11 protein-coding genes and 1 pseudogene are annotated in these 13,785 nt (G+C 39.2%); 1 reads left to right on the top strand and 11 read right to left on the bottom strand.

Translation table 11 applies throughout. From position 1 onward, the window contains the following. The 7 genes and pseudogenes from PHAL_RS0122415 to PHAL_RS0122385 form a co-directional block, all read right to left on the bottom strand. Window positions 1–185, bottom strand: a pseudogene (locus PHAL_RS0122415) (5-dehydro-4-deoxy-D-glucuronate isomerase); the annotation flags it as partial. Between the two features lie 196 nt (window positions 186–381). Then, the gene (locus PHAL_RS0122410) at window positions 382–2,808 is read right to left on the bottom strand and encodes a glycoside hydrolase family 2 protein (protein ID WP_198160573.1); all 2,427 of its coding nucleotides are present in this window, start codon (window positions 2,806–2,808) and stop codon (window positions 382–384) included. Window positions 2,809–2,814: 6 nt separating this feature from the next. Then, window positions 2,815–3,588: a glucose 1-dehydrogenase gene (locus PHAL_RS0122405; RefSeq protein WP_016710671.1), complete on the bottom strand. Its 774-nt coding sequence runs from the start codon at window positions 3,586–3,588 to the stop codon at window positions 2,815–2,817. Window positions 3,589–3,611: 23 nt separating this feature from the next. Next, the gene (locus tag PHAL_RS0122400; protein ID WP_016710670.1) at window positions 3,612–4,904 is read right to left on the bottom strand and encodes a TRAP transporter large permease; all 1,293 of its coding nucleotides are present in this window, start codon (window positions 4,902–4,904) and stop codon (window positions 3,612–3,614) included. Then, complete coding sequence (locus tag PHAL_RS0122395) at window positions 4,901–5,404, bottom strand: TRAP transporter small permease (protein ID WP_016710669.1); 504 nt, start codon at window positions 5,402–5,404, stop codon at window positions 4,901–4,903. Before PHAL_RS0122395 ends, PHAL_RS0122400 begins: the two co-directional genes overlap by 4 nt. After that, window positions 5,404–6,399, bottom strand: a complete 996-nt coding sequence (locus tag PHAL_RS0122390; protein ID WP_016710668.1) for a TRAP transporter substrate-binding protein — start codon at window positions 6,397–6,399, stop codon at window positions 5,404–5,406. Before PHAL_RS0122390 ends, PHAL_RS0122395 begins: the two co-directional genes overlap by 1 nt. Then, complete coding sequence (locus tag PHAL_RS0122385; protein ID WP_016710667.1) at window positions 6,396–7,310, bottom strand: sugar kinase; 915 nt, start codon at window positions 7,308–7,310, stop codon at window positions 6,396–6,398. The genes PHAL_RS0122390 and PHAL_RS0122385 overlap by 4 nt, the downstream gene beginning before the upstream one ends. 219 nt (window positions 7,311–7,529) lie before the next feature. Here PHAL_RS0122385 and PHAL_RS0122380 point away from each other — a divergent pair, with 219 nt between their 5' ends. After that, complete coding sequence (locus PHAL_RS0122380; RefSeq protein ID WP_016710666.1) at window positions 7,530–8,243, top strand: FadR/GntR family transcriptional regulator; 714 nt, start codon at window positions 7,530–7,532, stop codon at window positions 8,241–8,243. A gap of 134 nt (window positions 8,244–8,377) precedes the next feature. Here the strand turns inward: PHAL_RS0122380 and PHAL_RS0122375 are convergent, their stop codons facing one another. The 4 genes from PHAL_RS0122375 to PHAL_RS23410 form a co-directional block, all read right to left on the bottom strand. Continuing rightward, window positions 8,378–9,850 (bottom strand): mannitol dehydrogenase family protein, encoded by a 1,473-nt coding sequence (locus tag PHAL_RS0122375; RefSeq protein WP_016710665.1) that lies wholly within the window; start codon window positions 9,848–9,850, stop codon window positions 8,378–8,380. Beyond that, a complete protein-coding gene (gene uxaC, locus PHAL_RS0122370; RefSeq protein ID WP_016710664.1) occupies window positions 9,850–11,259 on the bottom strand; it encodes a glucuronate isomerase in 1,410 nt (469 codons plus the stop codon). The genes PHAL_RS0122375 and uxaC overlap by 1 nt, the downstream gene beginning before the upstream one ends. 15 nt (window positions 11,260–11,274) lie before the next feature. Beyond that, complete coding sequence (gene uxuA, locus PHAL_RS0122365; protein ID WP_016710663.1) at window positions 11,275–12,453, bottom strand: mannonate dehydratase; 1,179 nt, start codon at window positions 12,451–12,453, stop codon at window positions 11,275–11,277. Window positions 12,454–12,817: 364 nt separating this feature from the next. Further along, window positions 12,818–13,699, bottom strand: a complete 882-nt coding sequence (locus PHAL_RS23410; RefSeq protein WP_064713868.1) for a sulfatase-like hydrolase/transferase — start codon at window positions 13,697–13,699, stop codon at window positions 12,818–12,820. Window positions 13,700–13,785: the final 86 nt, after the last annotated feature.

Here is a 13,785-nt window from a genome sequence, read left to right as displayed (position 1 = left end):
TGGGTCGGTAACAAAATCGGTTCCGCGGCCGGAGTAATCCCCCCAATCACAGCGCGGTCGACATCAGTGTACGTTAGGTTGATCTTACCGCTTTCAAATAATGGCGCGGTGACGAATGCATCACGTAATTCATCATTACGCATGGTTTTATAACTTCTGATATCCGCTGAGAACATAAAGTCCATAACGTTTCCTTAATTAATATTTTAAGTGTGCATTAAAAGTCAATCGTCTCAATTTAGTTAAAACAACAAACCTTATTTCATGGATCAATATACTGCAAAATAATTGGTAATGCCACCTTACCAACTTGTTTTTTGAAAAAAAATGACCATTTTTCAGGTCATTTTTACAACAAGGGAAGATCACAACTTTTATTCGTTAAAGGGCTAAATACACACCTTTAACATTTTGGTTTCTATACTCTATAGTGGTCGGCTTATCACCTGGAATAAATTCTATTGCAGCATAGCCACTCGCCATTTCAATGAGGCTACTACCAGTAGGCGTACCCTGATTTTCAAGCAAAGTGCCATGGCTAGTCATATTAAAAAAGTAACTTCGTTGATTATAATCAAGCACACGGTTTCCATCTTTATCAAGCGCTTGTGCTTCTATAAGTTTATTACCATTACTTAGGGTTTTAGCCGTTAGCTGAATTCGATCAAACTTACCGTGCTGACCAATTAAATAGTGCACCTTCAGCTCATCCGTTACTTCTGCACCAGATTTAGTACGCCCAACTACAGATAGCGTATTCACACCATTTTTGAAGGGAACTTGCCACACTAAGCCACCAGCAGGAAATATATTTGCGTCACGTTGCTTTTCACCTAGGCTTTTACCATTAAGGCTTAATTCAGCACTTTGTGTGTTACAGAATACATCTACTTTTTGGCCTTCTTTTGGACCATTTCTGTGAGTCCAAGATTTAGATTCAATATAACAAAATGGTTTATCTGACCAGTGACTTGCAAAGACATAATAGGCATCTTTAGGTTTACCATTGCGATCAACTAAACCTTTTTGGTTCATGTAAGGAATTGGGTTTTCAGGTCTTAATGGTGTCCCAAAATCTTTAAATGCCCACTGTGCATTACCAGCAAAGTTTTCAGTGCTTTCACTGACGATTAAATGCCAATCAAACAAATCAACTGCATAGTTTTCAGTCCAATCACTGTCTTTGGCTACACTTTTAACTACTGCTTGATTCATTGCTTCATCAACACTAACTTGTGCGCCTTGCATACCATCTTTACTTATTGGGTACTCTGTATGACGGCCAACATGACTTGACGCACCGTACTCCATGTGAAGGAAAGTTGGGTATTTCTTCATAGATGATTTAATTGCTTCACCGTATTGGCCGTACGAACCTCCATACCAACCAGCCCATATAGACGGAGAAAATGCATCAACTAGCTCAGCACCAGGATAATATTTACGAATAGTAGTAATACGGCTTGGATCAAGATCTTTAGCTATTTTATTTAACTTTTTAAGATATGGAGTGATTTTTTCAGGGTCACCGCCCCCTTCAAAATCTTCTTCCCAATACATTTCGTTACCCAATGACCAAAATGCGATACTAGGCTCATTACGGTTTTGTTTAATTTGTGCTTTTAATAATGTTTCCGTATTCTTTTTCCAGACTTCACCACCGATACCACCACGGCACCAAGGTAATTCATCCCAGATCACAAGGCCTAACTCATTAGCAGCTTTGTATACTTCAGGATCTTGTGGGTAATGCCCTAGTCGTACAAAGTTAGCGCCCATTTCCTTAATTTGCTGCATATCTTTATAGTGTAATTGGTTAGGCATTGCAGCTCCTAGACCTGCATGCTCTTCATGACGGTGGGTGCCACGGATCAGCATTTTTTCTCCGTTAACAAAAAACCCTTTATTTGCTCTCATTTCAAACCAGCGATAGCCAACTACTTGCTCTACTTTTTGTAGTTCTTTTCCACCCGAAGAAAGGGAAACTGTCAAATTATATAGATTAGGATTTTTTGGTGACCATAACTTCGGGCTATTAAGTTCGTTCAAGCTTTCTATTACTGCTTGCTTACCTGGTTTTAAACTTACCTGTTTAGTTTTTAGCGAGACTTTCTCATTATTAGGACCTACCAAGGTATACGTGAGTAAGGCTTTTTGAGAATGCTGGACATCAAATTCAGTGGTAATTACTGTTTTTGCCGACTGAACAGACACATCAGGCGTATCCACCTGTACACCACTAATAAAGTTCTTTGGCAATTTTTTTAACCATACATCACGGGTAATACCGCCATGAATAAAAAAGTCAGACTTTTGTGATGGAATTAGGTCGCGGTTATACTCATTACTTGCACGCACCAAAACTTCGTTACTACCTGAAGTATTTAGATAAGGTGTAATTTCAACATCAAAGCCAATGTAGCCACCTATGTGTTCAAATGCTTTCTTACCATTTACATAGACTTCGGCTTGCATATTTACGGCTTCAAAATACAGCACATAACGGTGTTTTTTTTCAGCGCCCTTAGGTAAAGTCAGGGTTTTACTATACCAACTCGCATCACGGCGATAGCCTGGGGTTGAGTCTACAGTGTCAGTCGCATTCCAAGTATGTGGAAGTGTTACCGACTGCCAATTATTATCGGCTTTCGCTTTATTAAAGCTAGTTTCATTGCTTTCTAAATATTGCCAATCTTGATTTATATTTTGTGTGTGTGCTGTTGCATTGAATGCTATTACTGCCATGAAGCTAAGTACAACTCTAGCAAGCAAAGAATTCATTATTTTTAATTGTAGTGATTTCATCATCGCTCCTTAACGTGCCATCCAGCCGCCATCAACCAGCATAATATGCCCGTTCATATAGCTTGCCGCTTTAGAAGACAAGAACACCGTCGCACCAGCAAGATCGTCTGGCTGACCCCAAACGCCACTAGGTATACGTGCTGTAATACTTTCATAACGCGCCGCATCTTGGCGAATATTATAAGTGTTATCTGTTTCAAAATAGCCCGGAGCGATTGCATTTACTTGAATGTTATGTGCAGCCCATTCATTTGCAAGAGCTTTAGTTAGCTGCGCCACACCACCTTTACTAGCCGCATAAGCTGGCACTGTGATCCCACCCGAAAAACTAAGTAATGAGGCAATGTTGATGATTTTTCCTGAACCTTGTTTGATCATGTGTTTACCTGCTTCCCGGCAAAACTTAAACACACCATTTAGATTCACATTGATCACCTCTAGCCAATCATCATCACTAAACTCATGAGCTGGTGAGCGTTTAATAGTGCCTGCGTTGTTCACTAAAATATCAATTTTTCCATATGCTTCGATTGTTGAGGCGATAGTCTGAGAAATTTCTTCGCCGTTAGATTGATCGCAACCTAACGCTAGACATTGAATACCTTTTTCTTCTAATAATGCGATCGTTTTTGCTAGGTTTTCTGCTTTAGAACCCACGGCAACCACTGTTGCGCCTGCTTGTCCCAAAGCAATTGCCATAGCTTGCCCTAAGCCACGGCTAGCACCAGTGACGACCGCTACCTTATTCTCTAAACCAAATTGTTGTTGTAAATATGTGTTCATTATTATTTTCCTAATTTAGCTAATTAAATTAAACCTAAAAGACGCGGCAAGAATTCACTGATTGCAGGAAAAACAGTAACCAGTACCAAAGCTGTAACCATTGCTGCGTAGAGCGGTAAAATAGGCTTCACAATCTCGCTAATTGCAACCTTACCGATACTGCAGCCGACAAACAGCACACTTCCAACTGGCGGAGTGCATAGCCCAATCGATAAATTCAAAATCATCATAATGCCAAAGTGCAATGGCGAAATACCTAAACTCTCTGCAACAGGCAAAAATATAGGTGTAAAAATAAGTACCGCAGGGGTCATATCCATAAAAGTACCTATCACTAATAAGGTCAGATTAATAATAAGTAAGATGATTAATGGATTCTGTGACAAAGCTAATAAAGTCTCACTAATTGTTTGCGGAATTAATGCATACGACATAAGCCATGACATTGCAGATGATGCGCCAATTAACAACATCACAATAGCAGTCGTATTTACTGATTTAAGTAAAATAGGGTATAAGTCTTTTACTGTTAATTGACGATAAAACACCAATGACAGCGCTAACGAATACAATACCGCTATAGCCCCAGCCTCTGTAGGTGTAAAAAAGCCACCAATGATACCGCCAATAATCAACACGATTAAAAATAAACTTGGGACTGCACCAAATAATGAAGGCCAAAATGGTTCAATGCTCTGCGCAGACAATGCTTTAATGTTATTTCGTGCTACGTATATATAACAAGCAACTATAAGTAATAAAGTGACTAATAGACCAGGTAGATAACCTGCAATAAATAAGGCAGCAATAGACACGCCACCTGAAGCAAGCGAGTAAATAATTAGAATATTACTTGGTGGTATTAACATACCGGTTGTTGCAGCAGTGACAGTAACAGCGGCACTAAATGGCTTATCATACCCCTCCTTCTTCATAGCGGGGATCATAAAGCCACCAATTGCAGACGTAGCAGCCACTGCCGAACCAGATATAGATCCAAACAAGGCACAAGAAATTACATTCACAAAAGCAAGACCCCCAGGGAGACGACCTACTAATACTTTTGCGAATGCAATAAGCCTTGCTGCAATACCACCTTGACCCATTAAGTAACCTGATAGAATAAAATATGGAATGGCTAAGAGCGAAAAACTATCGATCCCAGCACTCAAGCGCTGTGCAATAGTGGTTAATGCCGGAAGCGTATCAATTGTTGCAAGCATAGCTACTAACGTTGCAAAGATAATCGCCAGTGCAATTGGTAAATTAATAAACAGTAATAAACCAAACAAACCAAATAATATTGCTGCGGTCATTGGATACACTCCTGTGTTATAAATTGTTGTTCTGCATTAAAAAAGAAAAACACACTGTATAGAAGAAAAAGTAATCCACTCAGTGGTAGTACGATATACACCCATGCCATAGGGATATCTAATACTGGAGATTGTTGGCCAAGCAACCATGTTAAATACACCAAATTCAGGCCACCAATAATCAATACACTGATCGCAAATACAGCAACCAAAACACAGCATAATTTAAACACCCAACGCGCCTTCTGTTGCGATAGTTTTCTCACTAATAAGTCAAACCCTAAATGACTATGCTCTCGATACGCATAGGCTCCACCTAAAAGACTGACCCAAATTAATAAAAACCGTGCTACTTCCTCTGTAAATGAACTTGGTTGAGTCAAAATGAAACGTGTTAATACCTGCCAAGTAACATCTATCACTAAAAGTGTCATCATTAATGCCAATAAGATTCTTAATATGCCATCCGATTTACTGACAGCTTGTTCTAGTATGTTCATTAATGTTCCCCTAATGCTTTAATGCTATTAACCAGTGGCTCAAGTTTTGTCCCTTGTAGTTTCTGATAAATAGGCTCAACACTTTTCTGAAAACTCGTTTTATCTGCCACAATGACTTCAACACCGGCATCTTTTACTTTTTGTAATGAGTCTTTCGTTGCTTCTGCCCAAAGTATTCTTTGATACACAACCGCTTCTTGCATTGCTTGGGTTAGCCATGACTGCTGTTGCTGCGTAAGGCTATTCCATTTATGCGTTCCAATGACAATCACATCAGGAATAGCGGTATGCTCATCAAGCAAATAATATTTACTTACCTCATAATGCTTAGAAAAATAAAAACTAGGTGGGTTATTCTCTGCTCCTTCTACAATGCCTTGCTGCAATGCGGTATAAAGCTCCCCCCAACTCACAGGTGTTGCCGATGCGCCCATCGTATTAACCATATCAACGGCAGATTGACTATTCATAACTCGGATCTTTAATCCAGTTAGCTGTTCAGGATTTTCAACTTTTCGTTTCGTGGTATAAAAGCTACGGCTACCAGCATCAAAGTAACCTAACCCTTTAACTCGATATGGTGTACCAGCATCTAGCAGTTGCTGGCCAATCTCACTATTGAGGGTTTGCCAAAAATGAGCATGATTATTAAATAAATAAGGTAAGCTAAATACCTTCATTTGGGGCACAAACGCTTCAAGTGAACTTGCTGATACCTTTGTCATCCCTAAACTACCAATTTGTAGCAGTTCAAGAACTTCACGCTCCGATCCTAACTGGGCTGAAGGATAAATAATCAGCTCCATAGAGCCACCTGATACCTGCTGTAATACCTCATTCATATAAATTAATGATTTATGGACAGGGTGCTGAGTATCTAAACCATGCGAGAAGCGAATCGCAACATGCTCGTTTTGTTTATCTGAGCATGCTGATAAAACCATAATTAAAAGAGCAACTACGATACTGCGAATGAAGACTGAATAATTACTCATGATGCATCCTCTAACAGCGCAATGGCTCTATTGATAATTGCCCCTTTATGCATAATCACGGTACCAGCACATGACTGCGCGTCACGGATACATTTCTCAAGTGATTTACCTTTTACTTTTGCGGCCAAGTAAGCTCCGTTAAATGAATCCCCTGCTGCAGTCGTATCTACTGGCGCCAATATTTTAGTTAAAGCATAAAAGTGTTGTTTTTGATCTTTGAATACATGACAGCCATGGTGGCCATTCTTAATGATGATTTCATTTACACCAACATCGCTATAACGGGCTATACAACGCTCTATGCTATGCTGACCGTATAGCGCTATTTCATCGTCAAAGCTGATTAAAGCGATATCAGTTAAAGCGATCATTTTTGCAAATACGGATTGAGCATGACTTGCATTTAACCATCCTTGTTGACGATAGTTATTGTCGAATGCTACCAAACCACCCGCTTTACGATAATCAGTTAAAAAGCGAAACAAAGCAGCTAAGTCATCCTCTGCGTACAATGATAAAGAAATACCACTTAGGAAAATAAGATCGTAGTTTTTAAGAGTGCTAAACACTTCTGGGTAGTCAGAAAATAACGTTCTGGCAGCCGAATTTTGTCGCCAATAATTAAAAAAGCGTTCACCTTTATCATCGTTATTAATGATATAGAGGCCTGGTTGTTTATTATTGTTAAACTTCACCTCATCAGTGCCAACACCCTCATCTTGCCACTGAGTTATCATCTGTTGACTATATAAGTCTGTACCAAGCACCGTAAAATAATCTGCATGCCCGCCACAACGGGTTAAGTAAACGGCCGTATTAAGAGTGTCGCCACCAAACCCCATAGTATATTGGTTGTCTGAGTGTTTACTCAGTTCAATCATACATTCGCCTATTACTGCTACTTTTACCACACTACCTTCCTTACGCTTTTACAAAGCACTTGCAATATTGGTCATGCCACCTTACTATCTTTCCATACTAACAAGTAAAACATTTGTAAAGCAACTATAAATTAAATGCATTTTAAAAATTTGTTATCCCTAATCTGGATAACCTTTGGTAGAATGGAAATGCAATACATGCTCATTAATAGAGTTCTGACGTAACTAACGTACAGAGTAAGGGAAACTATGGAATTACAAGCAATAAAAACAGATCGACTTTATGTTAAAGTGGCAGCCCAGCTTTCAAAACTTGTAAGTGATGGTGTGATTTTGCCCGGTGATCGCTTACCTTCTGAAAGAGAACTCGCTGAAAAATTAAATGTAAGTCGTCCAACTATACGTGAAGCAATGATTGCCCTTGAGCTCTCGGGTATTGTGGAAATTAGAACTGGTTCTGGAATTTACGTTAATGAGAAGAAACCTTTTATTGCCACTGAAGATAAAGGTATTGGCCCATTTGATATCTTACAGATCCGCGGCATTATAGAATCACAAGCCTGTGCGCTTGCTGTTGAGCATATAACTGACGAGCAAATTAAGCAGTTAAAAGACACAATTTTAGAAATGGAAGAAGAAGAGAAGCGTCCAGATAGTTCTGAGAAAGCTGACTGGAAATTTCATAGTATTATTGCCGAAGCGACACAAAACAGTGCTATCACCTCTGTGGTTAATTGGTTGTGGGAGCTAAGAGGTAAATCAGATTTAAGCGCAGCCTTCGCTCAAAGACTTCGTGCTGAAGGTGTCCATCCATCAATTCAAGATCACAAAGACATTGTCGACGCTCTCGAAAAACGTAATGCAAAAAAGGCAGAGCAAGCGATGAAGAAGCATTTAGAAAATGCAACAGAAGCTGCTGCTACTTATTTTGATAACGATCCTTTTAGCAAAATTAAACTTTAAGAGTAAGACAAAGCAACGGGATTTCTATTAAAACACTAACGTATTTTAACTTTATAGTGTCGCTTGTTTAAGCTCTAGCTTAATTAAAAAAAGAGGTAACTTAGTTACCTCTTTTGCCTCACACTCACCAGCATTTAGCGCTTCAGAAAGGCACTTAACGCTTGTGTCACACCTACTTGATGTATCTCTTTTAAATGTGTTGCAATTGCAGTTAAAAAATCACTATCAGCTAATTGTTGAGTAGTGCATATTCCAGATTCACGTAAGATACTCTCAACTTGCTTTAACTCATTATTACAATGTCGCACAGCTAAATTATTGAGTGCGTCACCTAGCGGGTCTGTAATGCTAAAAGCACTCCCGGCACTGTCCGTCCCTTCTAAAAACCTGCACCATGCTGCCAAAACAAAAGTAATGTATTCGGATATTGCACCACTTTTTCTGATAATTTCGCATGGTTTTACGAGCCGTTGTGCTAGTTTTTGCGAACCATCACAAGCAACTTGAGAAGTTTTGTACGGCACTCGCTCATTAGCGAAACGAGCTAAAATAGTGTCGGCATAGGCGGATAGATCAATACCAGGAACATCATCGAGTGTTGATACCAATTGAGCTTGTAATGCTTTTACAAACAATAAACAATCTTCATCGGCCACGGCTTGATGAATATATTCATAGCCTTTTAAGAAACCAATGTAAGCTAACGTTGAGTGTATTCCATTTAATAACCGCAGCTTCATATGCTCATAAGCGTGCACATCGGCAACAAATAACGCCCCAACCTTATCCCAAGCAGGCTTGTCATTTGCAAAGTTATCTTCTATTACCCACTGCTTAAAAGGTTCTGTTACCACAGTGCTCTTGTCTACTACACCCAGTATTTGACTTACAGAATCAATATCTTTTTCTGTTGTTGCAGGAACAATACGATCAACCATAGAATTACAAAAGCTGACATTTTTCGTGATCCATGCAGCCACATCTGGCGCAACATGCTGCGCAAATTGCTGTATAACACGTTCAGTCACTTGGCCATTTGCAGATAAATTGTCGCAACTAATGATTGTTAATTTTTCATTAGTACGCATACGCAGCTTACAGGCAGCAACTATAAAACCCGGCAGTGATTTTGGCGTGCTGAGATCTGCAATATCATGAACAATAACAGGATTAGTAAAATCTAAGTTTTTCCCGCTTTTGTCACGACAATAGCCTTTCTCAGTTACTGTCAACGTAACTACTTTAGTTTTGGAATTGGCAATTTCATCAATGACTCGTTGCGGCTCTTCAGGCGCAACGAGGACCTGATCAATTGCACCAACTATACGAAATTTATCTTCTTGCGCACCACGCTCTACAACCGTGTACAAATTATCTTGTGGTGCCATACTATCGCGAATAGCTGGCGAGCGTAGGCTCACCGCAGTAATCTTCCAATGCGGGTCCAATGCTAATAAATCATCTGTGAACACCGCTTGGTGAGCACGATGAAATGCGCCAATACCGATATGAACAATACCGACTTCTGCTGTTTGGTATGCATAAGCAGGTTTTTTCACTGCCTCACTCAATGTATCAAGTGTTTGCTTTGATAATAAATTAGTCATTATAAATCATAGGCCTGTTTAACAAGAGTGTAAGTTAGGTCGTAAGCTATTTGACTGGCTTGCGACTCTGTTAAACGATGTTCTGCAACAAGCTGTGCTAAAAACGCACAATCCATACGACGTGCTACATCGTGACGTGCAGGGATTGATAAAAAAGCACGCGTATCATCATTAAAGCCGACAGTGTTATAAAAGCCTGCGGTTTCTGTTGTTTGCTCTCGGAAACGACGCATTCCTTCTGGACTATCATTAAACCACCAAGCAGGGCCTAATTTTAATGAAGGATAATGGCCAGCTAAAGGCGCTAACTCGCGCGCATATGTTGTCTCATCTAAAGTAAAGATGATGAGTCTAAACTTAGGATTATTACCTAGTTTATTTAATAGAGGTTTAAGGTTTGCAACATATTCAGTGGCAATAGGAATGTCAGCTCCTTTATCGCGACCAAACTGGTTAAATAACTGTTGGTTATGATTACGATGCACACCAGGGTGAATTTGCATGACCAAGCCATCGTCTAAACTCATGACGGCCATTTCTGTAAGCATCTGCGCGCGAAACTTATCTGCATCATCAGCACTAAAGTTACCAGAGCGAATCGTTAGATAAAGCTGTTCTTTTTCATCCGCACTCAAATCTAACGTCCGTGCGCTAAGATGACCATGATCTGAAGATGTGGCTCCCATTTCTTTGAAAAATGCACGACGCTTAAATAAGCTACTTAAATAACTAGAAAATGTATCAAGCGGCTCATCCGTGAGTTCGCTTAAACGTTTTAGGTTAGCTTCAAAACCTTCAAATTCAGGGTCAATCACATTGTCAGGTCTAAAAGCGGTGATCACTTTACCCTGCCAACCGCTATCTTTAATTTTTTTGTGATGTTTTAAGTCATCAAGAGGGGATTCCGTAGTTGCGATAACTTCAATATTAAAACGTTCAAATAATGCCCGAGGCTTAAACTCATCTTGCTGTAATGCATCAGTTATGTGCTCATAAAACAGGTCTGCATTATCTATAGTTAAACATTCATTTAATGAAAACACTTCAGCAAAAACATAATCCATCCACATGCGTGTTGGAGTGCCTAAAAACAAATAATAGTGTGCAGCAAATATACGCCACACTGATTTCGGATCTACTGCACTTTGTCTACCGTCAGTACTAAAGCCTAACTGCTCCATAGTAATACCTTGACTATAAAGCATACGAAGCAAGTAATGGTCTGGTTGAATTAATAATTCTGTCGCATTTGAAAAACACTGATCATCTGCAAACCAACGCGGATCTGTGTGGCCATGCGGGCTAACTATTGGTAAATCTTTTACACCATTATAAAGGCGCTTAGCTATTTCACGCTGAGTCACATCAGCGCTAAATAATCTATCGGGATGTAATAATTGTTGGGCCACACGCCCTCCTTTTTATTATTGTTTAATGTGTGAAATAGCGTGGATAACACCACGTAATTCTGCCAAGCCTTTTAAGCGTCCAAGGTATGAGTAACCTGGTTTTACATTAGGTTGTCCTGCTTCATCGTCAAGTAAGTGGCCATGATCTGGACGCATTGGAATTGGCATATCTTGGCCAGCCAATTTTCGGCGCTTTTCTTCAGTTAAGAGTGCATCGATTAAACCAACCATATCATTATCACCATCAAGGTGCTCCGCTTCATAAAATGAACCATTTTCTTCACGAACCACATTGCGTAAATGTACAAAGTGAATTTTTGGTCCAAACTCATTTGCCATATCAACCAAGTTATTATCAGCTCGTGCACCAAATGAACCTGCACATAAAGTTAGGCCATTAGCAGGGCTATCTACAGCGGAAAGTATTTTGCGAACATCTTCTGCAGTTGAGACAACACGTGGTAATCCAAATAATGAAAACGGAGGATCATCTGGGTGAACACATAAATTCACGCCACTTTGCTGTGCGACTGGTACAATTTCAGCTAAAAACGCAATTAAGTTTTGTCTTAGCCCTTCTTCACCAAGTTCTATAAACTCTGCAATTGCTGCTCTAATTGATTCTCGGGTATAAGAACCTTCACCACCAGGTAAGCCTGCGATTATATTACGCTCAAGCAGTGCTACTTGCTCTGGTGACATTTTTTCAAAATATGCTTTAGCTTCACTTATTAAATCGTCATTATAACTAGCTTTTGCATTAGGGCGTTCAAGAACAAAAATGTCATAAGCCACAAAATCAACCATATCAAAGCGCAGTGCAGAACCCGTATTCTCAAGTAAATAATCTAAGTTGGTTCTGGTCCAATCAACAACAGGCATAAAGTTATAACACACCGCACCAATGCCCGCTTTACCAACATTTTTAATAGATTCTTTATAATTTTCAATAAGCTGCTGGTAATTCCCTTTGCGGGTTTTAATATCATTATGAACAGGGATGCTTTCAACCACAGTCCATTTCAACCCTGCATTTTCAATCGCTTCTTTTCGCGATAACAAATTTTCCAATGGCCAAGGCTCGCCAGTCGGGACCTCATTCAAGGAACTGACTATTCCTTGTGCACCAGTCTGGGCAACTTTTTTAAGGGAAATAGGATCATTCAGATCAAACCACCGCCATGTTTCTATCATTGAAAGTCTCGCTTTAATTTAAATAATATTGGTAAGGCCACCTACCTATTTAACCAAAGCAATGAGTTAACATCAAGAAGTTTGTTCATTTATTAGTTAATCTTTTAAGTTCAATAACGATTATTATGTACAATAAAATCATAAACAATTGAATATAAATGTGTTTCACATAAAATCAGAACTACAGAGGCTATAAATATTATGCAGAAAGAAGAATCACACTGTTTCAAGTTGGGATAAGAAAAAATAATTAAACTAAAAAGAAAAGCCTCATAATGAGGCTTTTTTAAAGACAAAATGTCTTGTATTCCGACGTTATTGGCAAGTAAAACTGCCTTTGCCACTACAATTTTTGTGAATAAATCTACTGTATTATTTTACGTGTTTTCAATGGATACCATTGTTCTATTTTTTTTGCTAGTCTCTGAGCCACATCAGGATATTGGTCAATTAAATTATTTTGTTCATGCTCATCTGTAGCAAGATGAAATAGCTGTGGACTAGTTAGTGTAGTATGACGCTTACGATAGTTATCGGTTTTCCCATCGTAGCTTAATATTAATTTCCAATCACCTTCTATAATCCAGCGGTAAAGCAATGAACCTTCAGGGTCATCTAAATCCGCAATATCATGTGCAAAACCTTCACCAAAAATCTCCTTTCTATTGATTGGAGTTTCTGACAGCATGTTATCCATCAGATTCAATCCAGGCATATCTTTTGGTATAGGTAACCCAACCGCTCCAAGCAATGTCGGTACTATATCTATACTGCTGATCAAATCATGTCTTGACTGCGGTTTCAGTTTCTTTGGCCATGAAAAAATAATCGGTGTTCGAACCCCAGCCTCGCTTGGGCTTTGTTTAGAGCGAGGTAAAAAACTATTCAATCGATCAGGATTAGATATCCACCCATTGTCAGATACATAAACAATAATCGTATTATCTTTTACTCCTTTGTCTTCTAGGTGCTTAAGAAGTATTCCATTTGTCTCATCAAACCACTCTATCATTGCATAGTATTTTTTTACTGATTCAGGCAAATCTAAGTCTTTATATTTTTTGTAAATTCTTTCAATCGGATTATGGGGTGAATGGGGCATGTAAGGAGCATACCAAACTAAAAAAGGCTTTTTATCATTAAGGGCTCGATCAATGAATGAAGTCACCGGTTCCATACCCTCACGGCCAATCTTAAGGCCATCATCACCATGACGCCCTCCAGCTTCAGGAAAACCACGTGTCATTCCCTCGTCAAAACCATGAACTGGTTTAATTGAGCCGGACACTTTAATAATGGACAATGTTCTAATATTGAGGTGTTAAATGACAA

The organism is Pseudoalteromonas haloplanktis ATCC 14393, from assembly GCF_000238355.1.
Classification (GTDB): Bacteria; Pseudomonadota; Gammaproteobacteria; order Enterobacterales; family Alteromonadaceae; genus Pseudoalteromonas; species Pseudoalteromonas haloplanktis.
Note: the sequence above shows the minus strand (reverse complement) of the source record. Positions and strands in the feature narration are given on the sequence as shown.

Coding starts and splice junctions, on each gene's coding strand:
- PHAL_RS0122400 (WP_016710670.1), bottom strand. CDS start 4,904: ATGACCGCAGCAATATTATTTGGTTTGTTTGGTTTATTACTGTTTATT.
- PHAL_RS0122405 (WP_016710671.1), bottom strand. CDS start 3,588: ATGAACACATATTTACAACAACAATTTGGTTTAGAGAATAAGGTAGCG.
- PHAL_RS0122375 (WP_016710665.1), bottom strand. CDS start 9,850: ATGACTAATTTATTATCAAAGCAAACACTTGATACATTGAGTGAGGCA.
- uxuA (WP_016710663.1), bottom strand. CDS start 12,453: ATGATAGAAACATGGCGGTGGTTTGATCTGAATGATCCTATTTCCCTT.
- PHAL_RS0122390 (WP_016710668.1), bottom strand. CDS start 6,399: ATGAGTAATTATTCAGTCTTCATTCGCAGTATCGTAGTTGCTCTTTTA.
- PHAL_RS23410 (WP_064713868.1), bottom strand. CDS start 13,699: ATGACACGTGGTTTTCCTGAAGCTGGAGGGCGTCATGGTGATGATGGC.
- PHAL_RS0122380 (WP_016710666.1), top strand. CDS start 7,530: ATGGAATTACAAGCAATAAAAACAGATCGACTTTATGTTAAAGTGGCA.
- PHAL_RS0122395 (WP_016710669.1), bottom strand. CDS start 5,404: ATGAACATACTAGAACAAGCTGTCAGTAAATCGGATGGCATATTAAGA.
- PHAL_RS0122410 (WP_198160573.1), bottom strand. CDS start 2,808: ATGATGAAATCACTACAATTAAAAATAATGAATTCTTTGCTTGCTAGA.